The following is a 24,626-nucleotide window of genomic DNA, read 5'->3' as shown; positions in this document are numbered from 1 at the left end:
GGATAAGGCGTATGCGCGGTTCCAGGGGGCAGCATTCCCCCTGGACGCTCACTGACGCGCCAGGCGCATAAACGTTTGCTGGAGTTCCGGCAGCGGGCGCGCGCCCTGGTGCAGGTCAAGCACGCGACCCTGGGCGTCAATCATGACCGAGGTGGGGGTGCCAATCACCCGATAGCGCTCTTGAGTGATATTGAGCTGATCGCGCAATACCGGATAGGTAATGGCGTGTTGGGCCAGCAGCGCCTCAAGCGGGACCGAGGCGGGATCGGTATTGACCGCCACCACCATCACTTTTTCCCCCCAGCGCTTGCTGAGCGCTTCCAGCGTGTCCATCTCGGCCAGACAGCCGCCGCAGCTGGCGGACCAGAAATTGAGATAGATGCTTTTCCCCCGCCAGCGGTCGAGGCTGGCCTCTTTACCCTGCATATCAAATGCCGCCAGCGCCGGGGCGATTTCGCCCTGCGCCAGGGTCTCCTCTTTGCAGCCGCCGAGCAGCGCCAGCAGCAAAACGAGTAGCCCGCTACGCCATAGCATGATGGTTTTTCTCCTCGCCGAGGTATTTTCCGTGTTGCAACCGTATGATGCGATCGGCCACGTGCCCGAGCGCCGGGTTATGCGTCACCAGTACAATGGTACGCCCCTGCTGGCGCAGGTCTTGCAGCAAATCCAGTACGCGCTGCTCGTTTTCTTCGTCCAGGTTGCCGGTCGGCTCATCGGCGAAAATCACCGGCGGTTCATTAACCAGCGCCCGGGCGATACACACGCGCTGTTGTTCGCCGCCGGAAAGCTGACTGGGTAAATGGGTGACGCGATGGCCCAGGCCGACCTGTTGCAGCACGGCTCTGGCGGCGGCTTCGTCCACCACGCTGTGGTAATGCTGTGCCAGCATCACATTTTCCAGCGCCGTCAAAAACGGAATCAGATGAAACTGCTGAAACACCAGGCCGATTTTTTGCGCCCGGAAACGGCGCCGTCCTTCTTCATCCAGACCCGCCGCGTCGGTACCCTCAAGGAGTACCTGACCTTCGCTGGCGGTATCCAGGCAGGTTAAAATGTTCATCAGGGTGGTTTTACCGGAACCCGACGCGCCCATGATAGCCACAAACTCACCGCGCGCGATGTGCAGATTGATATCCTCGAGGGCGATAACCTCACCGAATCGCTTAGACAAATGGCGAGTTTCAATCGCCATTTGGGGCAGGTGCATTACGGACATGGCACTACTCTCCTTTAAGCACTTTCGCCGGCTCGACACTGACCGCGCGCCGCACCGGAACGATAGCCGCGAGCACCGCGACCAGCAAAGACAACAGCAGGGTAAGGGGCAATACCGGCAGCCGCAGGGCAATGGCGGAATTGAATACCGTCAGCCCCAGCAGTTGCGCCAGCAGATAACCCAGCACCCAACCACTCACCACCGCCGCCAGGGCGATAATGCTCGTTTCCAGCAAAATTTGACGGATGATATCGCCGTTGCTGGCGCCGAGCGCTTTTTGCAGCGCAAACTCCCGCGCGCGTTCGCCCACGATCGCCATTAATGTGGTGTTGACGCACAGCGACGACAGCGCCAGGATCACCACCGACACCAACCCCATCAGCCCCTTGATCTTATCGAGCACCTGTCCTTCGGCGGCGGAGACTTTACGCACCGGGCGGATGTCCAGGTCGGGGTATTGACGCTGCAGGCGCCGGGCGTAACTGTCAACCTGACCCACGTCGTTGCTGACGCTCAATAACCCGTGCGTGATTTTTCCCGGCATATGCAGCCACGCCTGGGCCACGTCCAGGCTGACAATAAGCATATTGTCGGTGGCGTCGCCCGCTTCCACGATCCCTTTCACCAGCAGTTTTTTGCGCGTCTGCTGATCGACCAGCGTCAGGCTATCGCCGGGCTTCAGGTTCAGACGTTGGGCCAGCTTGACGCCCACCATGGCGTTGCGATCGTCAAATGAGACGCCAATCCAGTTCCCCGTCACCTGCCAGTAAGGCACCAGTTTTTGCAGCGACTCGAACTCTACGCCGACCATGACCACCTTCTCCAGTTCCGTTCGCGCCATGCCGTAAAGCCACGGGCTGGCGCCGTGAATCAGTCCGGCGGGCGCCTGGTCGATAATGGTTTGTAGCTCTTGCTGCGGCAGGCTGACGCCGTGCCCCGGGCCGAGATAGAAGTTGGCGCCGAAGGTGCGCAGCTCTTCGCTCATCTTGGTATTGATGTCGAACCAGACGGCAGAGAGCGCCGTCACAATCGTGGCCCCGACCGTCAGGGCCACGAACACGACGCCTACACGCTGCAAACGCAGACGCAAGGCTCGCCAGACCAGTAGCCAGAGAAGATTGCGCTTAACGGCCATACAGCACCTCCACCGGATAAAGACGGGCGATGCGCCGGGCCGGGAACCAGGTGCCGATTAACGCAATCAGAACCGCAATAACCAACACGCAGGGCACCACTATCCAGGCAAAATTCAGCGGCGATCCAAACAGCATCAGGCCAATGGCCTGCGCTTGCCCCCAGCCGGCAATGCAGCCGAGGGCACCGCCGATAAAACCGCTGGTGGCGGCCTCAAGATAGAACAGCAAAAGAATTTGCCACGGTCTGGCGCCGAGCGCTTTCATCAAGCCGATTTCCCGGGCGCGCTCCATGATGGTGCTGGTCATGAGCGAAGCAATACCCATTGCCGCCGCCGCCAGCGCGGCCAGCGTCACCACCGCCATCAGCAGCTGGATTTTGTCTATGACCACCCCTTCCGAAGCGGCGACCTGCCAAACCGGACGCACCTCCGCCCCGGAAATCGCCTCCTGGAGCTGGTGCGCAATGGAGGAGACGTAAGCGGTGCAATACCACAGGTCATATTCCTCGGCGTTCAGGGCGTCCAGGTTCTCGCGCGCCCGACGGGACAGCGCGTTTTCCGGCACCGTCAGCGCCGAGACGCGAATGGCCTGCACTTTTCCCGGCAGTCCCAGCAACGACTGCACCACGGCGAGCGGCATGACCAATTGGTTGTCTTCCTCGCCGCCGCTGGACAAGATGCCGCTGACACTCACCTCGCGCGTCGCGCCGTCGGCGCGCAACGAAAGGCGATCGCCGACTTTCCAGCCGGTGCGGCGGGCCAACGCCTGACCGACCAGCGTTTGCGCCGTCTGGTCCGCCGGCTCCTGCGGCCAGGCGCCCGTGACCTGCCAAAACGGACTCACCGTTTGCTGGCCGGTGCGGTACCCCTCTTCGTCGGGGATGGCCACCGGTTGGTTGAAAAAGGTGCCCAGCACGCGGACATCGCGATAGCCGATCTTGACGTCGCCCGCCAGCATCGGCGCGAAACCGACGATATTGTTGCGCCAGAAAATATCCTTGATATTGGCCAACTCGGCTTCATCGAGGAAGTCCTGGCCGGACAGCGGGTTGCTTTTTTCGCTGAATACGGCGGGCAGCGCGGCCTGTCCGGCCGGTTCAATTAAAATATTGGCCCCGTAGGATTTCAGCTCCCGCGACATCTTATCGCCAATGTCGATGGACACCGCCAGCAGCGCCGAAATCAGGCTGGAGGCGAGAAAAACCGTCAATACCGCCAACCCTTTACGCCGGAGATGGTGTCCCCAGGACTGACGCAGCATGCGCCACAACATGGCTACTCCTCCTTCGCCTCGCCGGGCGCAAACTGCTCGGGTGCATCGCGGAACCGGTTATAGTTCGCGTCTGAGGCGAAATACCAGGTTTTACCGGCCCAGACATATTTAAATTCAGCCGCGGTATTGGTGAGCCGCGTCCCGTCCACCGGGTCGATCACGGGGATGGTCAGCACCGTGGAGAAATAATTCGCTCCCGCGGCCAGGGCCGCGCGGGGAATGACCAATTCCCGCGCGTCGTTGCGCCAGTTTTCGATGGGAACCGGATTGCATCCCCCCGGTTTGCCAATGGAGGGAATAAAGATATGCACACCGCAGGCGACGCAAATCACCTGATTGCCTTCCATGACGTAGCCCTGGTCGCCGCACAGCAGGCAGGCGTCGAACACCACGCCGAGACGCAACTTATCCGGGTAACGGTTGATGACGAAAAAGCGCACCGCTTTACCGTCATCCGCCACCCAGACAAAACGGTGCAGTTTACCGTCGCGAATCTGTTCGGTGGGAATATGTACCTGAGCGTCGCTGGCAAGCGTCACCGTTTGCGCTTCGGACAAGCGCGGCGGCTGCGAAGCCACCAGATTCCACCACAGCTGGCCGGCGATAACGACGACGGCGCAGCCGGCGGTGGTCAGCGCCAACCGGAGCGCGTTGCGCCGTTCGGCGCGGGCGAGGCGCCGGGCAATGGGTTCGCTCGCCGCGAGCACGGTGCGGTGCCGGCGCCACAGCGTCGGTAGCCAGCATACACCCAGCAACAGCAACAGGCCGGCGCCCGCCCAGCTGAACAGCGCCGCATTATTCGTCACGTGGGCGACAAAGCTGAGCAAGGGCTTCGCCAGCGGCAAAACCTGCAGTTTCATTAACAACAACAGTAGGTTACCGCTCAGCGGCAGCCACAGCATACCAAGCACCAGCAGCGCGAGCGGCCAGAACACCCAGCGAATACGCGCCACCAGCAGGCCGCAAAGCGCGGCGGCAAGGCTCAGCAAAGCAAACGCCAGCGCCAGCGCGGTAAGATTCAACAGCAGGTCGGTATTGAGAACGTGGGTGCTGGTCAGCCCGCCGAGATTCGGATCCAGCGCCCAATGGCGCGCCGCGCCAAACACCAAAACCCCTTGCCAGAGGTAGCGCACGGCGTTTGGCACCCACCAAAAACTGAGCAGAAACAGCAGCGATACCAGCACTTCGGCGCTGACTATCAGCAACTGCAACGGCTGAGAGCCTCGGAACCACAGCCCGCAAAGCAGACCGGCCACCAGACCCGCCAGCGTGGTCCACACCAGCGGACGCAGCGCGGGAGGCGGCTGGCGTCGCCAGAGCAAACCGGCAAGCAGGGCGATACAGAAAAAGGACTGTAGCGTTGTGGTAAAAAAATAACTCATAACGTCAACTCAGGTACGGCTGCCGCGGCGAAATGTTGCGCCGCCAGATAAAACATCCCGGGACGGACGGGACGGTCGCGCGGCGACCGTCCCCCGTTAAAGGCACTCCCCTCCGCGCCTTAATTCAGGCCGACGTATTTAAATTCATAGCTGACATCGAACGGTTTCCACCAGCGGCCGACGCCGGTTTCGCTATCGGTATGGCGGTGCATACCGGCTTTTGACGGTGGATCGATGTGATAGGTGACTTTGTAGTTACCCACGCCCATCATTTTAATGTTGGCGCCATAATGCGGACCATCGCTGGCGACCATCGGCATAAAGGTTCCTTCCTGCTTTTCGCCGGTGTCATTGTTGACCAGGGTGTAATTGATCGTCAGAAATGGAATCCATTCCCCCGCGCCAAACCCGTTTTTGTTCCCTTCCGTGGCGTGAATGTCGGCCTCCAGATGGATGTCGGACTTTGCCGCCGAAAGCCCCATCCCGCGCGGCTCCATATCAATCGGCTGTAAATAGACGGCGGCCAGCTCCATTTCATTCATGGTGACCGGCTCGCCCGCCGGATATTCCTTAAACGCCAGCGCGGCGGGCGCGGTAAAAATCCCGGCGATCGCAGCGCTGGCGATCAGTGTCTTGTTGATGGTCATCTGACATTTCCTCTGGTCGTAAAAATAAAAAAACTACGGATTGGTGTGACGTGTTTCGCCGGCGACCGTGCCGCGACGCTGCATCACCCACAGCGCGACCAGCGCCGCGAGCAGCAAAATCGCCTGGGGCAGCAGGGTTTCCCAATAGGGATAAATGCCCAGCCAGCCGATTTCCGGCATCCCGCTGAGCAGCGTGGGCTGGAACAGTTTGCCTTCCACCAGCTCCAGCACTCCTTTACCGGCAAAGACGAAAGCCATCAGGTACATAAAACTGCCGGTCAACATAAAGAAGGGCTTAAGCGGCAACTTGACCACCGAGTAGCGCATGACCAGCCAGGCCAGCAACAGCACCACGCAGCCAATGGCGAATCCGGCGCCAATCGCCATATGGCCGGCAACATTTTGCGCGTCGCCTATCAGTGCAGCGTAAAACAGCACCGTCTCTGCGCCTTCGCGGTACACGGCCAAGAAACAGGTTAACCACAGCCCGATGAGCGATTGACGGGATAACGAATGGGATAACTTGCCTTCCAGCCAGGCCTGCCAGCGGCGCGCCTCGACTTTGGAAAGCAGCCAGTAGCTCATAAAGAACAGCATCACCACCGCTATCAGCATCGTAATGCCCTCCAACAGCTCCCGGCTGGCGCCTGAGTTGGCAAACAGCAGCTGAAAGAGGGCGGCGGTGATCACGCTCGCCAATAGCGCGACAACTACCGACTGGCGGATGAGCGGCAGCTTGTCCTGATGGTTGTTTTTCACCAAATAAGCGACGATGGCCGCCACGATTAATAGCGCTTCCAGCCCTTCGCGCACGATGATCATCAAACTATAGAGCAGCAGGCTCCATTGGGTTTCATCCCCCGCGCCCAGCAGCGTGACCGCGTCTTGCAGATCGTGCTGTAGCGCGCGGGCCTCCGCCGTCAGTTTGTCCGCCGGCTGTCCGGCCTTCATCAGGCTGACCAGGCGGGTGAAATGGTTTTCCAGCTGCGTTTTGAACGCGGCATCGCGCGCGCCGATTTTGTTTTCCATGCCGGTGGCTTCAAAGCGATCAAAGTAGGCGTCTTGAACAGCCAGGATCGCGTCCTGCGCGCTGCCGCTGTGGTAACGCGCAATCGCGTCGCCAATGCTCTGATTTATCCCCGCCGCCACCGTGGCCCAATCGGCGTCAGGTGTCTCTTTGCTGGCCGCCGGAGTATCCGCGGTCGACGGCTGCGCGCTTACCGGCTGACCGTCACGCGTGGTCGGCAGGCCAGGCAATATGTCTTCGATATCCTGCAGCAGCGTCGTGACCTGATAGGCAACGTCATTCAGGCGGTCGGGCTCGACGGTCAGCGCGGTGAGTGCGGTAAATTGCTGGTTGATGGCGGCCGCGTCTTTTGCACTTCGGTTTTGGCGCACCGACATTTCCATTTCGGAGTTTTTGAATCCCTGGAAGTGCGCCTGCTTGACGCGCTCACTGGCGACAGCGTACTGGCCCGCCTGATAGGCGTTTACCGCCTCGGCCAGCAAATCATCGATGGTGCGGAAACTGTCTTGCCAATAGACGGCGATATCGGTACGGGTCAATGCCGTATGCTGTTCTTCCGCCACCAGTTGGTGCCCGCCGTCCAACACCGGCGCCACCTCGCGCAGCGCCGACTTCAGCCCGGCGATTTTGGACTGCACCTCGCTCACCGCTTTACCGTCGCCAATCATCCGACGGATTTCACCGAACGCGCTCTCCATTTCATAGCTTTTATTGGCGGAGATATTGATGCGTATCGGCCCTTCAAGGTTCTCAAAGACCTCGAAATAGGCCATTTGTACTTCGCGGCGCGCCGCGGTGTTTTGGTGTTGCTGATAGAGCTCCGCCGTTTTATCAAGGCGCTGCTCGATATCTTCAATAAAGGGCGCGTACTGGGTTTGCGCCCAGACGCATGCGCTGTAAAGCACGCCAAACACGGCCAGCAGAAAGGATCGGGCAATAAACACAATGCATACCGTCAAAACACAAATGATAATGATTATCATGAAGCTTTTTTGTCATTTGTACATGACCAGGATCATAAAAATGACAAACAGTGACAGAATGTTTAAATTTCTCTCTGAAATATCGTTGAATAACCTCTTCTTTTTAAGAGCTTGGTGTTATTAAAGCGCGTATTTTATCGGGTTTTATATCCCTACGGCGACCACGGAAATAAACCCCTCGCAGCACGCGTACGAAAAACCGTGCTCGGTTGGTCGCGGTTTAATGGCGGCCCCGTTTATTTCCGTCGGCATGAAGGCTTACTGCGTGATTACGGGTTTATTTTGGGCGAGGCGCCGTAAAAAAGGGCCGTAGCCACGTTCACCCATCCAGAAATTAATGCTTTTCTCCACGCCCACTGAGGTCATTGTTGCCCCGGTAATACCGTCGACGGCGTAAACATCCTGCGGATCGGCGCCCTGTTGCACGACCCTCAGTGCGGGCTGCGCTTGATCATTCAACACTTTTTTTCCGGCCCACTGGTGTAGCCATGCGGGATCTTCTACCCGCGCGCCCAATAGCGGGGTTTCATTTTGCTGGTAATAAAGCAAGTTTTTCACCGTGCGGCCATCGGGCGCCAACGCAATAAACGCGTGCATCATCGACTTCGCGCCCTTACCCCGTATAGGTAGTATAACTTGTTGAATATTATCATTTTCATGGATGAAGTAAACCTCCCCGGTGTTGCAGCGACGGCGTATTTGCGCCGGATCCCTGTCCGCTGGCAGGGTGGCACAGGATGTTGGCGCGTCCTGGAAGGAGGCGCTTGGTATTAACGCGCCGCTCGCCAAATCGACCTGACGGGCGATGACCCGACGATGGTAAAGGTTTTGCAGGACGCGCGCGTCGGTTTCATCGGCTTTGGCCAGCCCGGCAACCTGAATAATTGCTCCGATTCGCTGCTCATCGGCCGGCTCCGCGTTATTGTTTTGCAATAGCAAAAAATACACGGCTAGCACCGCAAAACAGAGAACACAAAATAACATCAGGGATGCAACAATAATTTTACCTTTCTTCATTGTTTTATTTTCTCACCCTTTCCAAGACGCCCTGGGCGAGCGTGGAAATAACATTGTTATTGGCGAATACATATGCCACCGACAGACCCGTTTTGCAAACGGCAATCAAGGATAAGGAAAAGGAAAGGGAGATAAGGGCCGGCGGCGCCGGAATGAGAAGAGGGGATAATTCGGGTAATAAGCAGGGTGGGCGGTTATTTAGGGCAGAAAAAATGAGGAGTAGGGAAAGTGAGGAACAGAGGATAAGTAAATGAGAGATGAGGAAGGGAAAAAGACAGCGAAAAAGCAAAGCGGGGAAGATGGGGAAGAAGGGGAAGTGGGAAGATGGGCAAGTGGGAAGAAGGGAACGGAGGAAGTGGGGCGGCGGCGGGAGGAAAGGTAGTCAAGGAAGAGAGGATCGGCTAAAATTGCCCACCGGCGCCACGTTTATCTATGATTTCATTGCCAAATTTCAAAGATACCTTACTTTTCAGAGAGATAATTATGTCACAATTGCCAAATTGCCCAAAATGCAACTCTGCCTATACCTGGCAACAGGATGAGCAGCTCAATTGCCCGGAGTGCGGCCACGAATGGTCGCAGGCAGAGGCGAGCGCAGGACCGGAAGACGGGCTGGTGGTGCGTGATGCCAACGGCAATCTGTTGGCGGACGGGGATGCGGTGACGGTCATTAAAGATCTGAAAGTAAAAGGCAGCGCCTCGACGCTAAAAATCGGCACCAAAGTGAAGAGTATTCGATTAGTGGAAGGAGACCACAATATCGACTGTAAGATCGACGGATTCGGCGCCATGAAGCTGAAATCGGAATTTGTGAAGAAAATATAACTTTCCGTTGCGCGGGACAGGGTTTCCTATTTGTTCTAGGGTGACAATGAATTACCATAGCGTTACTTTTATCAGCTTTGGTACATGGATCCCCAATGCGTCACCTGGCAGCCCTTGTTCCTTTAATTGCTCTGCTTGCCGCGTGCAGTAGTAAGCCATCCTCCTCCGATATGGCCTCGCAGGAAGCGCCTTTAACCGGTGGGTTCCTGCGTCAGCCGCAGGCGGGCGCCGCCAGCCCCGCGCTGTATGGCGATTTCGCCGCCAATCCCAACGCCGAGCGTTTTATCGATAAAATGGTCAATGAGCATGGCTTTGACCGCCAGGAGCTGCATAACCTGCTGGCCCAAACGCAGCGGCTTGACTCGGTACTGCGGCTTATGGAGCGGCAGGCGCCCGCGCCTGTTGCGCAAGCGCCTGCCGGGCCGAACGGCGCCTGGCTGCGCTATCGTAAAAAATTCATCACCCCGGACAACGTGCAAAACGGCGTCGTGTTTTGGAATCAGAACGAAGACGCTTTGCAGCGCGCCGCGCGCCAATATGGCGTACCGCCGGAAATTATTGTCGGCATTATAGGCGTCGAGACCCGCTGGGGAAGGGTGATGGGCAAAACGCGCATCATCGATGCGCTGGCGACGCTGGCGTTCGATTATCCGCGCCGCGGCGACTATTTCGCCGCCGAGCTGGAAACGTTTTTGCTAATGGCGCGCGATGAGGGCGACGATCCGCTCGCGCTGCGCGGCTCCTATGCCGGTGCGATGGGCTACGGCCAATTTATGCCTTCCTCTTTCAAACAGTACGCCGTGGATTTCGACGGCGATGGCCATATCAATCTGTGGGATCCGCAGGACGCCATCGGCAGCGTCGCCAATTATTTCCATGCCCACGGCTGGGTACCGGGAGGCTTGGTGGCGGTGCCCGCCAGCGGTCAGGCGCCCTGGTTACAAAATGGCTATGACACGCGTTATACCCTGGCGACGCTGTCCGCCGCGGGGCTGTCGCCGCTTGCGCCGCTCGGGACTGAACAACAGGCCAGCCTGCTGCGTCTGGATATCGGCACCGGTTACCAGTATTGGTACGGGCTGCCGAACTTCTATGTCATTACCCGCTACAACCATAATACCCATTACGCCATGGCGGTATGGCAACTGGGCGAGGCGGTGAGCCGGGCGCGGCTGGGCGGTTAACGTTTAGGGGTAAAAAACGGGCGCTGGTGAATAGCGCCCGTCGAGGTCGGTCAAATAAAGGGGTGGCAACGACGGTTATTCGTAGCGGCGGAAATAGCGCTCCAGGCGGTTTTGCACCTTACCCAGCGCCGTGCTGAACAACAAATAAATCGCCGCCGCTTCGATATAGAGAATCAACGGCTCATAGGTCACCGACACAATGCGCTGCGCGGCCAGAAACATTTCCGGCACGGTAATGACCGCCGCCAGCGAGGTGTCTTTGATAAGCGAGATAAATGAATTGGCCAGCGGGGGTATGGAGACAAACACCGACTGCGGCAAAATGACCCTGCGCATCGCCTGGGTCGAATTCATGCCGATGGCCCATGCCGCTTCCCACTGCGCCTTGGGCACCGAGACGATGGCGCCGCGGATTATCTCCGAGCTGTAAGCGCCGACGCTCAGGGTGAAACCAATCAAAGCCGCCGGGAAAGCGTCCAAAGTGACGCCGGCGCTGGGCAAACCATAGAAAATCAAAAACAGCTGCACCAGCAGCGGTGTTCCCCGAATAACCCAGACATAAAAATCAGCAATTCCTTTTAGCGGTTGCGGGCCATACAAACGTACCAGCGCCACCAGAAACCCTACCACCAGGCCGCCGACAAACGACAGCAGCGCCAGCGGCAGGGTAAACATCAGCCCGGCTGTAAACAAACGCCAAAAGGAGTCGTACATTAATTGCAGCCATGGCGGCATCGGTATGACTCCCGGAGAAAAAAATTACTGAGAAACGTCCTGGCCGAAATAGCGCAGCGAAATAGTTTTATAGGTGCCGTCGGCTTTAATCTCATCCAGGGCTTTATTGATGGCGTCCACCAGGGCGGTTTGGTTTTTACGCACCAGAATGCCCGATGGCGCATTGGCGGGTTCAGAGGCGGCCACTTTCACTTTAGCGTTCGGCTGGTGTTTTTTGAAATCCAAGAACGACAAATTGTCATTAAGCGTGGCGGCTGCGCGCCCGGTGATGACCAGACCCACAGATTGCGTAAAGCCGTCGGTCGGCACAATATCGGCGCCATATTTGCTGGCCAGCTGCGAATAATTGCTGGTCAAACTTTGGGCGGATTTTTGGCCTTTCAGGTCGCTGAAGTTTTTGATCGTGGTATTGTCGTCGCGGGTAATCAACACCACTTTTGAATCGATATAAGGTTGGGAGAAATCATATTTCGCCTGGCGTTCCGGCGTGATGCCCACCTGATTAATGACCGCGTCATAACGTTTACCGTCCAGACCGGCGATTAGACCATCCCAGCGACCTTCGATAAACTTGGCCTTGACGCCCAGCTTCTCGGCTACCGCCCGCCCCAGATCCACGTCAAAGCCGACCAGTTTGTCGCTCTCGTCGTGAAACGTATAAGGCGCATAAGTCCCCTCGGTGCCGAAGGTTATGGTGCCGGTGGACTTAATCGCCGCCAAATCGTCTGCGGCCTGAACTTGCGCTGCGGTAAATGCGAGGGTACTGAATAACAGTGCCAAAGTTATTTTTTTCATGATTATTCCTGAAAAGACCGTATTAAGAGGCAAACATCGCTTCGGGTGCCGGCAATGCTAAACTATTTTACTTTCAGGTCTAAAGCATTTTATGTCATTAGTCATTGCGTTTGGTTATACAATCCACGTACGTTTGCAACTGTAGTGCATCGCGCTCAGCGTGACAAGGGCGCCGGCGGCGGCGGTCCCGAAAGTAAAAGTTGGAATGCGACGCTTATAAACACCTATTGACAGCCAGGCCGCCCAGTCTGCACGATCGCAGTAAGCCACATCGGTTCAGGATAAGAATATGATAAACGACAGCGAACTCTACGCGCTTAGCGCGCGGCTGGGCGCGGCGCTCAAGCGGGACAATAAGTTTATTACCTGCGCCGAGTCTTGCACCGGCGGCTTGGTGGCCAAGACCATTACCGACGTTTCCGGCAGCGCCGGCTGGTTTGAGCGCGGCTTTGTCACCTACGGCAATCAGGCGAAAACCGATTTGCTGGGTGTGCGCCCCCGGACCCTGGAACAGCACGGCGCGGTGAGCGATCCGGTGGTGCAGGAGATGGCCTGCGGCGCGCTGCGCGCTGCGTCCGCCGACTACGCGGTGGCGATAAGCGGTATCGCCGGCCCCGACGGCGGCACGATTGAAAAACCGGTGGGTACCGTCTGGTTCGGTTTCGCCGCCGCGCAGGGCGATCCCTTTTCCCAACTGATGCATTTCGAGGGCGACAGGGACGCGGTGCGCCGTCAGGCGGTGCATTTCGCGCTCACCACATTGCTCGCGACATTTCTCTAAAATCCGCTTGATACTGTACAGTCATACAGTATAATTAGCACTCAGTACCGCCGGTACATATCGTTGGCGAAAGAGGGTGGCGATGTCGCTCCCCGCTTGATAGGAGTTGAAATGGCTATTGATGAGAATAAACAAAAGGCGTTAGCGGCAGCACTGGGTCAAATTGAAAAGCAATTCGGCAAGGGCTCGATCATGCGCCTGGGTGAAGATCGCTCCATGGATGTTGAAACGATCTCCACAGGTTCTCTGTCTCTGGATATTGCGTTGGGCGCCGGTGGGCTGCCCATGGGCCGTATCGTTGAAATCTACGGCCCGGAATCATCGGGTAAAACCACTCTGACCCTGCAGGTTATCGCCGCGGCGCAGCGCGAAGGCAAAACCTGCGCCTTTATCGATGCCGAGCATGCCCTGGACCCTATCTACGCCAAAAAGCTGGGCGTCGATATCGATAATCTGTTGTGCTCCCAGCCGGATACCGGCGAACAGGCGCTGGAAATCTGCGATGCTCTGACCCGCTCCGGCGCCGTAGACGTCATCATCGTCGACTCCGTGGCGGCACTGACGCCGAAAGCGGAAATCGAGGGTGAGATCGGCGATTCCCATATGGGGCTGGCCGCCCGTATGATGAGCCAGGCGATGCGCAAACTGGCGGGTAATTTGAAAAACGCCAATACGCTGCTGATTTTCATTAACCAGATCCGCATGAAGATCGGCGTTATGTTCGGTAACCCGGAGACCACGACCGGCGGTAATGCGCTTAAGTTTTACGCATCGGTTCGTCTGGATATCCGCCGTATCGGCTCGGTGAAAGAAGGCGATGTGGTGGTGGGCAGCGAAACCCGCGTCAAAGTCGTGAAGAACAAAGTCGCCGCGCCGTTTAAACAGGCCGAATTCCAGATCATGTACGGCGAAGGCATCAACATTCGCGGTGAGCTGGTCGATCTGGGCGTCAAGCACAAGCTGATAGAGAAAGCGGGCGCCTGGTACAGCTATAACGGCGAGAAGATCGGTCAGGGCAAGGCCAATGCCTGCACCTTTCTGAAGGACCATCCCGAACTGGCGGCGGAGCTGGATAAAAAGCTGCGCGACATGCTGCTGCATAGCGCCGATGGCAACAGCCTGGTCAGCGACGTGGAAAGCGAGGACGAAAGCGCCAGCGAGCGTAATGAAGAGTTTTAACCGACAGGCGGTGAAGACGACGGCGCCGGCTGCGGCGCGCGGTCGCTAACGCGGTGGCCTCCATACTCGACCGGGCTTTGGGGCTGCTGTCCCGCCGCGATCACAGTGAAGCCGAACTGCGGCGTAAGTTGGCGGTACCGCCGGTAGCGCGCCGTCGCTTTCGCGAGCGCACCGATGCGCAACCCGCGACCGCGGTAAGCCAGGACGAGATCGACCAGGCGATCGCTTATTGTCATGACCACGACTGGCTTGACGATGGGCGCTTCGCCCGGCGCTATGTCAGCCGCCGCAGCAAACAAGGCTATGGCGAACAGCGCATTCGTATGGAACTGATGCAGAAAGGAATCAACAGGGACGACATCGATGCGGCCTTCGCCGAAGCGGAGATCGATCGCACGGCGCAGGCGTTCGCCGTGGCGGTGAAAAAGTTCGGGCAGCCGCTGCCGGCCGAGCCGCAGACCAAAATCAAAGTGCAGCGTTATCTACTCTCCCGCGGCTTTTCCTTCGACGAAATCCGGTCTATTTATACAAATTTATAAATAGATGGCGTGCGGGATTTTACTTCGCACCAAAGAAAATTTATCTTATTCCCACTTTTTACGATCCTGAACGCTACTGCAGCGCCTTACTACTGCGCTATTCTGTTCACGATTCGATCTTTTTTTGCATGATTCCGGGACAACTATGAGCAAGAGCACCGCTGAGATCCGTCAGGCGTTTCTCGATTTTTTCCATAGCAAGGGACATCAGGTGGTGGCAAGCAGCTCACTGGTGCCTGATAACGATCCAACATTGCTGTTCACCAACGCCGGCATGAACCAGTTCAAGGATGTGTTCCTGGGTCTGGATAACCGTTCCTACCGGCGTGCCACCACATCGCAGCGCTGCGTGCGGGCGGGCGGCAAGCACAACGATTTGGAAAACGTCGGCTACACGGCGCGCCACCACACCTTTTTTGAGATGCTGGGGAATTTCAGCTTCGGCGACTATTTCAAACATGATGCTATCCGGTTCGCCTGGGAACTGTTGACCGGTGAACAATGGTTCAACCTGCCTAAAGAGAAGCTGTGGGTGACGGTGTATGCCACCGATGATGAAGCCTACAACATCTGGGCCAGCGAGGTGGGGGTACCCGCCGAGCGCATCATCCGTATCGGCGATAATAAAGGTAGCGCCTATGCCTCCGATAATTTCTGGCAAATGGGCGACACCGGTCCCTGCGGTCCTTGCTCGGAGATTTTTTATGATCACGGCGAGCATATCTGGGGCGGTCCGCCGGGAAGCCCGGAGGAAGACGGCGACCGCTACATCGAGATCTGGAACCTGGTGTTCATGCAATTTAACCGCCAGGCCGACGGCACCCTGTTGCCGTTGCCGAAACCCTCGGTGGATACCGGTATGGGGCTGGAGCGTATTGCCGCGGTATTGCAACATGTCAACTCGAACTATGATATCGACCTGTTCAAGACGCTTATCGCCGCCGCGGCCCAGGCAACCGGCGCCCGCGATCCCGACAGCAAATCGCTGCGCGTTATCGCCGATCACATTCGCTCTTGCGCGTACCTGGTCAGCGACGGCGTCGTGCCGTCCAACGAGGGCCGGGGCTATGTCCTGCGCCGCATCATCCGCCGCGCGATTCGTCACGGCAACATGCTGGGCGCCAGCGACACCTTTTTCTATAAGCTGGTCGCGCCGCTCATCGCGGTGATGGGCAGCGCCGCGAGCCAGCTGCAGCCGCAACAGGCGATGGTGGAGCAGGTGCTGCGCGCCGAGGAAGAGCAGTTCGCCCGCACGCTGGAGCGCGGCCTGACGCTGCTGGACGAGGAGTTAGCCAAACTGACTGGCGACACCCTCGACGGCGAAACCGCTTTCCGCCTGTATGATACTTACGGTTTCCCGCTGGATTTGACCGCCGATGTCTGCCGGGAACGCAACTTGCGCGTCGACGAGGCGGGCTTTGAACGCGCCATGGAGGCGCAGCGCAAACGTGCGCGCGAGTCGAGCGGTTTCGGCGCCGACTACAACAGCCTGCTGCGCGTGGACGAAACTACCCGGTTCTTCGGCTATGAACAGCTTGCGCACCAGGGACGCGTGACCGCGCTGTTCCGCGACGGCCAGCCGGTAGAGGTCATCCGTCAGGGTGAAGAGGCGGTGGTGGTGCTTGACGAAACGCCGTTCTATGGCGAATCGGGCGGACAGGTGGGCGATCAGGGCGAATTAAAAGCGGCTTCCGGCGTGTTTGAGGTAGCAGACACGCAGAAATACGGCAAGGCATTTGGCCATCTGGGCAAGCTTAGCTACGGTGAACTGAAATTGGGCGCGCAGGTCGCGGCGCAGGTCGATAGCGCGCGACGCGAGCGCATCCGCTTGAATCATTCGGCCACCCATTTGCTGCATGCGGCGCTGCGTCAGGTACTCGGTGAACATGTCGGGCAGAAGGGGTCGTTGGTGAACGATCACTACCTGCGTTTCGACTTCTCCCATAATGAAGCCATGAAACCCGAACAGATCCGCCGGGTGGAAGATATCGTAAATGCGCAGATCCGCCGCAACCTGCCCATCCAGACGGAGATTATGGCGCTGGAAGACGCCCGCAATAAAGGGGCCATGGCGCTGTTCGGTGAAAAATACGAGGCGCAGGTCAGGGTGCTGAGCATGGGTGATTTCTCTACCGAGCTGTGCGGCGGGACCCACGCCAGCCGCACCGGCGATATCGGCCTGTTCCGCATTACTTCGGAATCCGGCACCGCCGCCGGTATCCGCCGTATCGAAGCGGTCACCGGCGAAGGGGCGCTGGCGTCGCTTCATCAGCAGAGCGATTTGGTGCATCATATTGCTCAGTTGGTGAAAGGCGACAGTCAAACGCTGGTGGATAAAGTACGGGCGCTACAGGAGCGGTCTCGCCAGTTGGAAAAGGATCTCCAGCAGTTGAAAAACCAGCAGGCCGCGCAGGAAAGCGCATCGCTCGGCCGAAACGTGCGCGATATCAACGGCGTCAAGGTCCTGGTGAGCCAACTGGACAATGTCGAGCCGAAAATGCTGCGCACCATGGTGGACGACCTGAAAAACCAATTGGGTTCGGCGGTCATCGTTCTCGCCACGGCGGCGGAAGGTAAAGTTAGCCTGATAGCCGGCGTGACCAAAGATTTGACCGAGCGGGTCAAAGCGGGTGATATTGTCGGTCACCTCGCGCAGCAGGTGGGGGGGAAAGGCGGTGGACGCCCCGATCTGGCGCAAGCGGGCGGCAGCGACATCGCCGCTTTACCGGCCGCGCTGGCAAGCTTAGATGCAATGCTGGCCGCAAAACTCTGAGTAGAATAAGAATACGTTATAATAAACACCCTAACTTTCTGTTAAGTTAGGGTGTTTCAATACATACTCTTCCGGGAAACAAAAGTTAGGCGCGAAGCTGGTCATATCGACTAAACTTATACCAGATATGGAAAGCGCCCGGCCGGCCGGCGTGTGTCGCATGCATGCTACACGGCTTACGCTTTCACGGTATATGATGGATAATGGCGGGAAACTGAGAGACCCGACTCTTTTAATCTTTCAAGGAGCAAAGAATGCTTATTCTGACTCGTCGAGTTGGTGAAACCCTCATGATAGGCGATGAGGTTACGGTTACTGTTTTAGGCGTCAAAGGCAACCAAGTCCGTATCGGTGTTAATGCTCCTAAAGAAGTTTCTGTGCACCGCGAAGAAATATACCAGCGTATCCAGGCTGAGAAGTCGCAACAGACTCCTTACTGATCCCTTTTCAGCGCCTTGCCCCGTGCGAGGCGCAGGCCCGTGATAACCCCGTTATCAGCGTCTTTCTTTTTCTTCAGTCTGTTTCCTCTGCTTTCCAAAAATGGCCAAGAGACGGTTATTTTACCGCTATTTAGCTGCCAATCTGCGCAAGTTGCATGGGAATTGCGCAATCGCTTCCCGGCGGGCAAAAAAGGGTTTGACTTATCAAGCCCAGAAAGTAATATGTGCGCCACGCAGTGCCGATGAGCTTCAACAGCGGCGCGTAGGTGAGGTGGCCGAGAGGCTGAAGGCGCTCCCCTGCTAAGGGAGTATACGGTCAAAAGCTGTATCGAGGGTTCGAATCCCTCCCTCACCGCCATTTACAATGCATCCGTAGCTCAGCTGGATAGAGTACTCGGCTACGAACCGAGCGGTCGGAGGTTCGAATCCTCCCGGATGCACCATTCACTGGCTTGGTGGCAGAGTCAGGGGCCCGGCGAATACACTTGCCGGAGCGGTAAATGTCGGACAGTCCAAAGAAAAGCACGTCGCACATGACGTCATAATAATTATTAAATGCATCCGTAGCTCAGCTGGATAGAGTACTCGGCTACGAACCGAGCGGTCGGAGGTTCGAATCCTCCCGGATGCACCATTCACTGGCTCGGCGACAGGGTCAGGGACCGGACGGGTTTGACCTGCCGGCCAACGCAAAGCGCTATGCTTTACGTATAGAAACACACCGCGCATCATCACTTTAGTGTTAACACGCATCCGTAGCTCAGCTGGATAGAGTACTCGGCTACGAACCGAGCGGTCGGAGGTTCGAATCCTCCCGGATGCACCATTCCTCATGTCGTTACCTGCTGCTTTGTTTCTTATCTTTGTGGCTTAGTCCTAAGCCGATTGCCTTCTGCACCGTTTTGCGTTTTCCTCTGATGCGTTGTCTGCGGCGTCATCATTATCGCATGGCCATCCCTGCCGTATCGCCCGATTGCTGGCGATCGCCATCCTCGCGGCTTCTCGCATTATCGCCGTCGCGCGCGCTCGTTTCTTTCTCTCACTCTCAGCGTCTCTCGTTGCCCCTCACCACGTCGGCGTTTCTCTCTGGGTGTTTTTAACGGTGTCGGTGTTCCCAACCCCTGCCGTTAAGTGACCAAGATGGCCCGCCGTGGCGTATCCGCCCTGAGTCCGGTGAACGACTTCTTTTCGGCTGAGACCGTTCAGCCATCGCGCATCCTTTGCGCCTGTCTCGCCTGGGTAAGCGCCTGCCGCGGCGCGCCATTCCAAACCGCGAGGCACATCCGGCGCCAACAGAATCAGCGACAATGTTACGAGATTGCGCTAAAGTAAACGCTTATTTTACAGCTTCAGGTGAGCAACGATGTACGATCAGTACCAAGGATTGATCTTCGATATGGATGGCACGCTGCTTGATACGGAACCGACGCACCGCAAAGCCTGGCGCCAGGCGCTGGCGCCTTACGGGATGCAGTTCGACGAGGCGGCCGTGGTCTCGTTAAACGGATCGCCGACCTGGCATATTGCGAAAATGATCATTGAGCATCATCAATCGCCCATCGATCCCCATCAGTTGGCCCGTGAAAAAACCGCGGCGCTGCATAACATTCTCTTTGACGATGTGACCGCGCTGCCCCTTATCGACGTCGTCAAGCGCTACCATGGCAAACGTCCGATGGCGGTGGGGACCGGCAGTGAACATGCGATGGCGGAGGCCCTATTGCGCCATCTCGGGCTGTTGCACTATTTCGACGCCATCGTCGGCGCCGACGATGTCAGCCGTCATAAACCCGATCCGCAAACCTTCCTGCGCTGCGCGGAGCTTATCGGTGTTCCGCCCGAGGCCTGCGTAGTTTTTGAAGACGCCGACTTTGGTATTATGGCCGCGCAGGCGGCCAAAATGGCGTTTGTCGATGTTCGGGCCTTGAGCGCGTGACGTTAATCAACCATGGCCTTGAACGAGCCGGAACCCTTATGCTAAGCCCAAACACTGTCAACTGCGGGAGGTCAATTTGATCCCGGATGTATCAAACGCGCTTTCCTGGCTGGAAGCCAACCCTCAAGCACTGAAGGGCATTCGTCGCGGCGTCGAGCGTGAAGGGCTGCGCATCAATGCCAACGGAAGCCTGGCGCAGACCCCCCATCCCGAGTCCCTCGGCTCGGCGCTGACCCATAAGTGGATCACAACCGATTTCGCCGAGGCGCTGCTGGAGTTTATTACGCCGGTTGACGACGATATCGGCCATATGCTGACGCTGTTGCGCGATATACATCGTTATGTCGCTCGCCACCTGGGGGATGAACGCCTGTGGCCGATGAGCATGCCGTGTTTCATTGACGGCGCTCAGCCCATCGAATTGGCGCAATACGGCAGTTCTAACATCGGGCGTATGAAGACGCTGTACCGCGAAGGATTAAAGAATCGCTATAGCGCCCTGATGCAGGTGATAGCCGGCGTGCATTACAATTTCTCTCTGCCGCTGGCCTTCTGGCAGGCCTACGCCGGTATTCGCGACGAGGTAAGCGGCAAGGAGGCGATCTCCGCCGGCTACCTGCGGCTTATCCGTAACTATTATCGATTCGGCTGGATTATCCCTTACCTCTTTGGCGCCTCGCCGGGCATCTGTCCGTCTTTCCTCAACGGCCGCACGACCGATCTGCCGTTTGAGCACGCGCCGTCGGGGCTGATTTATCTGCCCTACGCGACCTCGTTGCGCTTGAGCGATTTAGGCTACACCAATAAGTCGCAAAGTCAGCTGGGCATTACCTTTAACCATTTGGATGAGTATGTCCGCGGTCTAAAACAGGCGATTAAAACCCCCTCCGCCGACTACCAGCGCATGGGGTTGCAACGGGACGGCCGTTATCTGCAGCTGAATACGAATGTGTTGCAAATTGAAAACGAACTGTATGCGCCGATACGGCCCAAGCGGGTGACGCGGAATGACGAATCCCCGTCCGACGCGCTGATGCGCGGCGGTATTGAGTATGTGGAAGTGCGCTCTCTGGATATCAACCCTTTCTCGCCGGTGGGCGTAGACGAAGAGCAGGCGCGCTTTCTGGATCTTTTTCTGATTTGGTGTACGCTGGCTGAAGCGCCGGAGATGAGCGCGGAAGAGTTACTCTGTACCCGCAGCAACTGGAATCGGGTGATCCTCGAAGGGCGCAAGCCCGGCCTGATGCTCGGTATTGACTGCGGCAGCACCGAGCAGCCGCTGACCACCCTCGGCAAATCGCTGTTTAGCGATCTGCGGCGCGTGGCCGAAACCCTCGACAGCAATAATGGTGACACGCACTACCAGCAGGTGTGCGATAAACTGGTGGCGGGTTTCGATTATCCCGAGCTGACACTCTCCGCCCGTTTTCTGGATCAATTAATCGAGCACGGTATTGGCGGGCTGGGGTTGATATTGGCCAACGATTATCGCCAAACGCTGCGCGATGAGCCGCTAGAGGTGCTGAAGGCGGCGGAGCTTGATGATGAACGGGTACGCTCCTGGCAGCGGCAGCGTGCTCTGGAAGCGGCGGATAGCCTGAGTTTCGATGAATTTTTAGCGAGCCAGAACGGGCGCTGAAAAAAGAAAAGGCCACAGAAACTGTGGCCAAATTAACATTCCTGTTAACAGGGATGATGATAACAAATGCGCGTCTTTCATATGTTATGACCCACGGCGGGGAAAAAGGTTTCCTTACATTCGCAAAAAAATAAATTATTTTTAATGGAGGTGACATCATGCCACTTTTGGATAGCTTTACCGTAGACCATACCCGTATGGCGGCGCCTGCGGTCCGTGTTGCGAAAACCATGAATACACCTCATGGCGATACTATCACCGTCTTTGATCTGCGTTTCTGCCGGCCAAACCTGGAAGTGATGCCGGAGCGGGGCATTCATACGCTGGAGCATCTCTTTGCCGGCTTTATGCGCAACCATTTGAACGGAGAAGGCGTTGAAATTGTAGATATTTCTCCGATGGGCTGCCGTACCGGTTTCTATATGAGCCTTATCGGCGCGCCGGATGAGCAGCGTGTGGCCGATGCCTGGAAAGCGGCGATGGCCGATGTGCTGAAGGTAAAAGACCAAAAGCAGATCCCCGAATTGAACGAGTACCAGTGCGGCACGTATCAAATGCATTCGCTCAAGGAAGCGCAAGATATCGCGCAACACATTCTGGATAACGCTATACGCGTTAATCAGAACGACGAACTGGCGCTGCCGAAAGAAAAGCTGGCGGAGCTGCATATCTAGTTGGCGCGAAGCGCGCCTTGCCGGCGGCCTGCGGGCGAACCCCCAGCGCGGCGGATAACCGCTGCGGGTTCGCCCGCTATCGCGGCCGGCAGCGGTGTTCAACCATAGACCGCCTAAGAGTAGGGCTCACCCGCGGGTGAGCCTTTTTAGTTACTGCCTGAAGGAGATCATAAACCCCCCCCCGCCGTCAGCAACGGTCGGATGGCCCAGGGGGCAGGTAAAATGGCTGGTTTGAGCGGCGGCGTGCCCGGCGGGGGCGCTTACTTCCCGTCGACGCCTTGCTTTAACGGCTTTATGGGCGTGATGCGCACCTGCTTTATCATATTGTCCTGCACAGCCAGTATATCGATCTGATAGCTGCCGATATGCGTATGGGTATTGGCCAGCGGTATATCTTCCAGCACTTCCAGCAGCATACCGTTAATGGTGCGCGCTTCCTCTTCCGGTAGCGACCAGTTAAACGCCTTGTTAAGCTCGCGGATACTGGCGCCGCCCTCGATGATCACCGAACCGTCGCTTTGCGGAATGACCTCCTCCGCCAGGCTGGGAGACATGGAGGTGGTAAAATCCCCCACGATCTCCTCAAGAATATCCTCCACCGTCACCAGCCCCTGGATATCGCCGTACTCGTTGACGATAATGCCCACCTTTTCTTTATTGCGCTGAAACTTCACTAACTGGACATTGAGCGGGGTGCCTTCGGGCACATAATAAATCTCATCCGCGGCGCGCAGCAGATTCTCTTTGGTAAATTCCTGTTTTTCCGTCATCAGACGGTAGGCCTCGCGAACCCGCAGCATGCCGATGGCGTCATCAAGATTATCGCGGTACAGCACGATACGGCCGTGGGGCGAATGGGTTAGCTGACGAATAATGGAACGCCACTCGTCGTTGACATTGATACCGACGATCTCGTTGCGCGGCACCATGATGTCGTTAACGGTCACTTTTTCCAAATCCAGCACGGAAATCAGCATGTCCTGGTTGCGGCGGGAAATCATCGAGCGGGATTCCGTCACGATGGTGCGCAGCTCTTCCTTGCTCAGCGCATCGCGTACATTGGAGGGAAGCCTGATGCCCATCAGCCGCATTAATACGCGAGTAATCAGATTGAGCAGCCACACGACGGGCAACATCAGCTTTTGCAGCGGCACCAGCAGCAGGCTGCTTGGAAACGCGATACGTTCCGGGTAAAGCGCCGCCACGGTTTTCGGCAGTACCTCAGCGAACAGCAGTACCACGAACGTCAATACCCCGGTGGCAATGGCGACGCCGAGATCGCCATAAAGACGCATACCGACGATGGTGGCCAGCGCGGAGGCGAGAATATTGACCAGGTTATTGCCAATAAGCACCAGACTCAGCAGTTGGTCCGTTCGCCGCAGCAATTTCTCTACGCGGCGGGCGGCGCGATTACCCTGTTTTGCCTGATGGCGCAGACGATAGCGGTTTAGCGTCATCATGCCGGTTTCGGAAGCGGAGAAATAGGCAGAAACCAATACCATGATAACCAGAATGATCAGCAGCGTACTGGTTGAAACATGTTCCAAAGTGGGCTTTCCTTATCGGCGTCGCATTACGCCATCACGTTTTGCCAGATCCGGCTGCCGAAATAGGCCAGCGTCAATAACAGCACACCCAGCACGCTGAGCCATACCACCCGGCGACCGCGCCAGCCCTGCCGGTAATGACCCCATAGTATTACAATATAGACCAGCCAGGCGATGAAAGAGAGAATCGCCTTATGCCGGTTCTCGGCGACGAACAGATCCCGCATGAAAAAAAGACCGGTGGCGAGCGTCAATGTTAACAGCACCACCCCGACCTGGGTGATGTGAAACATTTTGCGCTCAATACCCATCAGCGGCGGCATGTCGGAATGGAAACTCAGTTTCTTATTTTTCAGCAGGTAATCAAGCCACGTCAGCTGGAACGCGTACAGGGCGGCGATAATCAGCACCGCATAAGAAAATAGCGCCAGGCCGATATGGACCATCAGACCGGGCGTGGCTTCCAGATGGGTAATGAATTCCCCCGGCATCAGGGTAATAAACGCCACATGGATCATTGCAAAGATATAAACGATGGGCAGCAAAAACCAGCCGCGGTTGCGCGACGCCGCCACCGTCATGACCACGCAGATGATAAGGCTGATGAGTGAGCCCACGTTCAACAAGCTCAAATTCTGCCCCGCCTGCACGCCAAAGATGCGCAGCCAAATCAGCGCGCCGTGTCCCAGCATCGCCACCGCCGCCGACAGCAGGGCCAGCCGGCGATAAGCGCTATTGCGGCGTAAAATGCTGGGCAAGATCAGGCCAAGGCTCAAGGAATAGGCAATAAAGGCCAGAAGGGAAATCCAGGACATAGCAGCGTCATCGTCTGACTTAAATAAAAGAGGCGACCAGTATAGCCTTCAGCGCGCCATGCTCCAACCGTTGTCGTAAGG

Annotated in this window: 22 protein-coding genes and 4 tRNA genes; 14 read left to right on the top strand and 12 right to left on the bottom strand. The window is 57.2% G+C overall.

Annotated elements, in window-relative coordinates; genetic code table 11:
* Positions 1–48 precede the first annotated feature (48 nt).
* From SANT_RS16550 to nqrC, 8 genes are all read right to left on the bottom strand, one after another.
* Positions 49–534, bottom strand: a complete 486-nt coding sequence (locus tag SANT_RS16550) for a TlpA family protein disulfide reductase (RefSeq protein ID WP_025423369.1) — start codon at positions 532–534, stop codon at positions 49–51.
* Positions 521–1,216: an ABC transporter ATP-binding protein gene (locus tag SANT_RS16545; RefSeq protein ID WP_025423368.1), complete on the bottom strand. Its 696-nt coding sequence runs from the start codon at positions 1,214–1,216 to the stop codon at positions 521–523. Before SANT_RS16545 ends, SANT_RS16550 begins: the two co-directional genes overlap by 14 nt.
* 4 nt (positions 1,217–1,220) lie before the next feature.
* Positions 1,221–2,351 carry an ABC transporter permease gene (locus SANT_RS16540; protein ID WP_025423367.1) on the bottom strand — a complete coding sequence of 377 codons (1,131 nt, stop codon included), beginning with the start codon at positions 2,349–2,351 and terminating at the stop codon, positions 1,221–1,223.
* Positions 2,341–3,624, bottom strand: a complete 1,284-nt coding sequence (locus SANT_RS16535; RefSeq protein WP_025423366.1) for an ABC transporter permease — start codon at positions 3,622–3,624, stop codon at positions 2,341–2,343. Before SANT_RS16535 ends, SANT_RS16540 begins: the two co-directional genes overlap by 11 nt.
* 2 nt (positions 3,625–3,626) lie before the next feature.
* Positions 3,627–5,006: a Fe-S-containing protein gene (locus SANT_RS16530; RefSeq protein WP_025423365.1), complete on the bottom strand. Its 1,380-nt coding sequence runs from the start codon at positions 5,004–5,006 to the stop codon at positions 3,627–3,629.
* A 119-nt stretch (positions 5,007–5,125) separates the two neighbouring features.
* Positions 5,126–5,653 carry an iron transporter gene (locus tag SANT_RS16525; protein ID WP_025423364.1) on the bottom strand — a complete coding sequence of 176 codons (528 nt, stop codon included), beginning with the start codon at positions 5,651–5,653 and terminating at the stop codon, positions 5,126–5,128.
* Positions 5,654–5,686: 33 nt separating this feature from the next.
* Positions 5,687–7,663 (bottom strand): FTR1 family iron permease, encoded by a 1,977-nt coding sequence (locus SANT_RS16520; protein ID WP_025423363.1) that lies wholly within the window; start codon positions 7,661–7,663, stop codon positions 5,687–5,689.
* Positions 7,664–7,921: 258 nt separating this feature from the next.
* Positions 7,922–8,680, bottom strand: a complete 759-nt coding sequence (gene nqrC, locus SANT_RS16515; RefSeq protein ID WP_025423362.1) for an NADH:ubiquinone reductase (Na(+)-transporting) subunit C — start codon at positions 8,678–8,680, stop codon at positions 7,922–7,924.
* 483 nt (positions 8,681–9,163) lie between these two features.
* Between nqrC and SANT_RS16505 the strand changes: the two genes are divergently transcribed.
* Together SANT_RS16505 and mltB are read left to right on the top strand one after the other, a co-directional pair.
* Entirely contained in the window at positions 9,164–9,505 is a 342-nt protein-coding gene (locus SANT_RS16505) for a zinc ribbon domain-containing protein YjdM (protein ID WP_025423360.1), read from the top strand.
* A 95-nt stretch (positions 9,506–9,600) separates the two neighbouring features.
* On the top strand, positions 9,601–10,689 hold the full coding sequence (mltB, locus tag SANT_RS16500; protein WP_025423359.1) for a lytic murein transglycosylase B: 1,089 nt from the start codon (positions 9,601–9,603) through the stop codon (positions 10,687–10,689).
* A 75-nt stretch (positions 10,690–10,764) separates the two neighbouring features.
* Here mltB and SANT_RS16495 read toward each other — a convergent pair whose 3' ends face one another.
* Together SANT_RS16495 and SANT_RS16490 are read right to left on the bottom strand one after the other, a co-directional pair.
* Positions 10,765–11,424, bottom strand: coding sequence for an amino acid ABC transporter permease (locus SANT_RS16495; RefSeq protein WP_025423358.1), 660 nt, complete (start codon positions 11,422–11,424; stop codon positions 10,765–10,767).
* A gap of 24 nt (positions 11,425–11,448) precedes the next feature.
* Positions 11,449–12,219 carry an amino acid ABC transporter substrate-binding protein gene (locus SANT_RS16490; RefSeq protein ID WP_025423357.1) on the bottom strand — a complete coding sequence of 257 codons (771 nt, stop codon included), beginning with the start codon at positions 12,217–12,219 and terminating at the stop codon, positions 11,449–11,451.
* A 292-nt stretch (positions 12,220–12,511) separates the two neighbouring features.
* Here SANT_RS16490 and pncC point away from each other — a divergent pair, with 292 nt between their 5' ends.
* From pncC to luxS, 12 genes are all read left to right on the top strand, one after another.
* Positions 12,512–13,000, top strand: a complete 489-nt coding sequence (gene pncC, locus SANT_RS16485; RefSeq protein WP_038669821.1) for a nicotinamide-nucleotide amidase — start codon at positions 12,512–12,514, stop codon at positions 12,998–13,000.
* Positions 13,001–13,111: 111 nt separating this feature from the next.
* Positions 13,112–14,179 carry a recombinase RecA gene (gene recA, locus SANT_RS16480; RefSeq protein ID WP_025424172.1) on the top strand — a complete coding sequence of 356 codons (1,068 nt, stop codon included), beginning with the start codon at positions 13,112–13,114 and terminating at the stop codon, positions 14,177–14,179.
* Between the two features lie 53 nt (positions 14,180–14,232).
* Positions 14,233–14,718: a regulatory protein RecX gene (locus SANT_RS16475; RefSeq protein ID WP_025423356.1), complete on the top strand. Its 486-nt coding sequence runs from the start codon at positions 14,233–14,235 to the stop codon at positions 14,716–14,718.
* A gap of 145 nt (positions 14,719–14,863) precedes the next feature.
* Complete coding sequence (alaS, locus tag SANT_RS16470; RefSeq protein WP_025423355.1) at positions 14,864–17,491, top strand: alanine--tRNA ligase; 2,628 nt, start codon at positions 14,864–14,866, stop codon at positions 17,489–17,491.
* Positions 17,492–17,745: 254 nt separating this feature from the next.
* Positions 17,746–17,931, top strand: coding sequence for a carbon storage regulator CsrA (csrA, locus tag SANT_RS16465; RefSeq protein WP_011410512.1), 186 nt, complete (start codon positions 17,746–17,748; stop codon positions 17,929–17,931).
* Between the two features lie 265 nt (positions 17,932–18,196).
* Positions 18,197–18,289 (top strand) — tRNA-Ser (locus SANT_RS16460).
* Positions 18,290–18,297: 8 nt separating this feature from the next.
* Positions 18,298–18,374, top strand: a tRNA-Arg gene (locus SANT_RS16455).
* Positions 18,375–18,488: 114 nt separating this feature from the next.
* A tRNA-Arg gene (locus SANT_RS16450) sits at positions 18,489–18,565 on the top strand.
* Positions 18,566–18,680: 115 nt separating this feature from the next.
* A tRNA-Arg gene (locus SANT_RS16445) sits at positions 18,681–18,757 on the top strand.
* A gap of 537 nt (positions 18,758–19,294) precedes the next feature.
* Positions 19,295–19,867 (top strand): fructose-1-phosphate/6-phosphogluconate phosphatase, encoded by a 573-nt coding sequence (gene yqaB, locus SANT_RS16440; RefSeq protein ID WP_025423354.1) that lies wholly within the window; start codon positions 19,295–19,297, stop codon positions 19,865–19,867.
* Between the two features lie 76 nt (positions 19,868–19,943).
* The gene (gshA, locus tag SANT_RS16435) at positions 19,944–21,506 is read left to right on the top strand and encodes a glutamate--cysteine ligase (protein WP_025423353.1); all 1,563 of its coding nucleotides are present in this window, start codon (positions 19,944–19,946) and stop codon (positions 21,504–21,506) included.
* A gap of 158 nt (positions 21,507–21,664) precedes the next feature.
* The gene (gene luxS / locus SANT_RS16430; protein WP_025423352.1) at positions 21,665–22,180 is read left to right on the top strand and encodes an S-ribosylhomocysteine lyase; all 516 of its coding nucleotides are present in this window, start codon (positions 21,665–21,667) and stop codon (positions 22,178–22,180) included.
* A gap of 260 nt (positions 22,181–22,440) precedes the next feature.
* Here luxS and SANT_RS16425 read toward each other — a convergent pair whose 3' ends face one another.
* Entirely contained in the window at positions 22,441–23,730 is a 1,290-nt protein-coding gene (locus tag SANT_RS16425) for an HlyC/CorC family transporter (RefSeq protein ID WP_025423351.1), read from the bottom strand.
* A gap of 26 nt (positions 23,731–23,756) precedes the next feature.
* Positions 23,757–24,545 carry a cytochrome C assembly family protein gene (locus tag SANT_RS16420; RefSeq protein WP_025423350.1) on the bottom strand — a complete coding sequence of 263 codons (789 nt, stop codon included), beginning with the start codon at positions 24,543–24,545 and terminating at the stop codon, positions 23,757–23,759.
* Positions 24,546–24,626: the final 81 nt, after the last annotated feature.

Origin of the sequence: Sodalis praecaptivus (genome assembly GCF_000517425.1) — a bacterium.
GTDB classification, from domain to species: Bacteria; Pseudomonadota; Gammaproteobacteria; order Enterobacterales; family Enterobacteriaceae; genus Sodalis_A; species Sodalis_A praecaptivus.
Note: the sequence above shows the minus strand (reverse complement) of the source record. Positions and strands in the feature narration are given on the sequence as shown.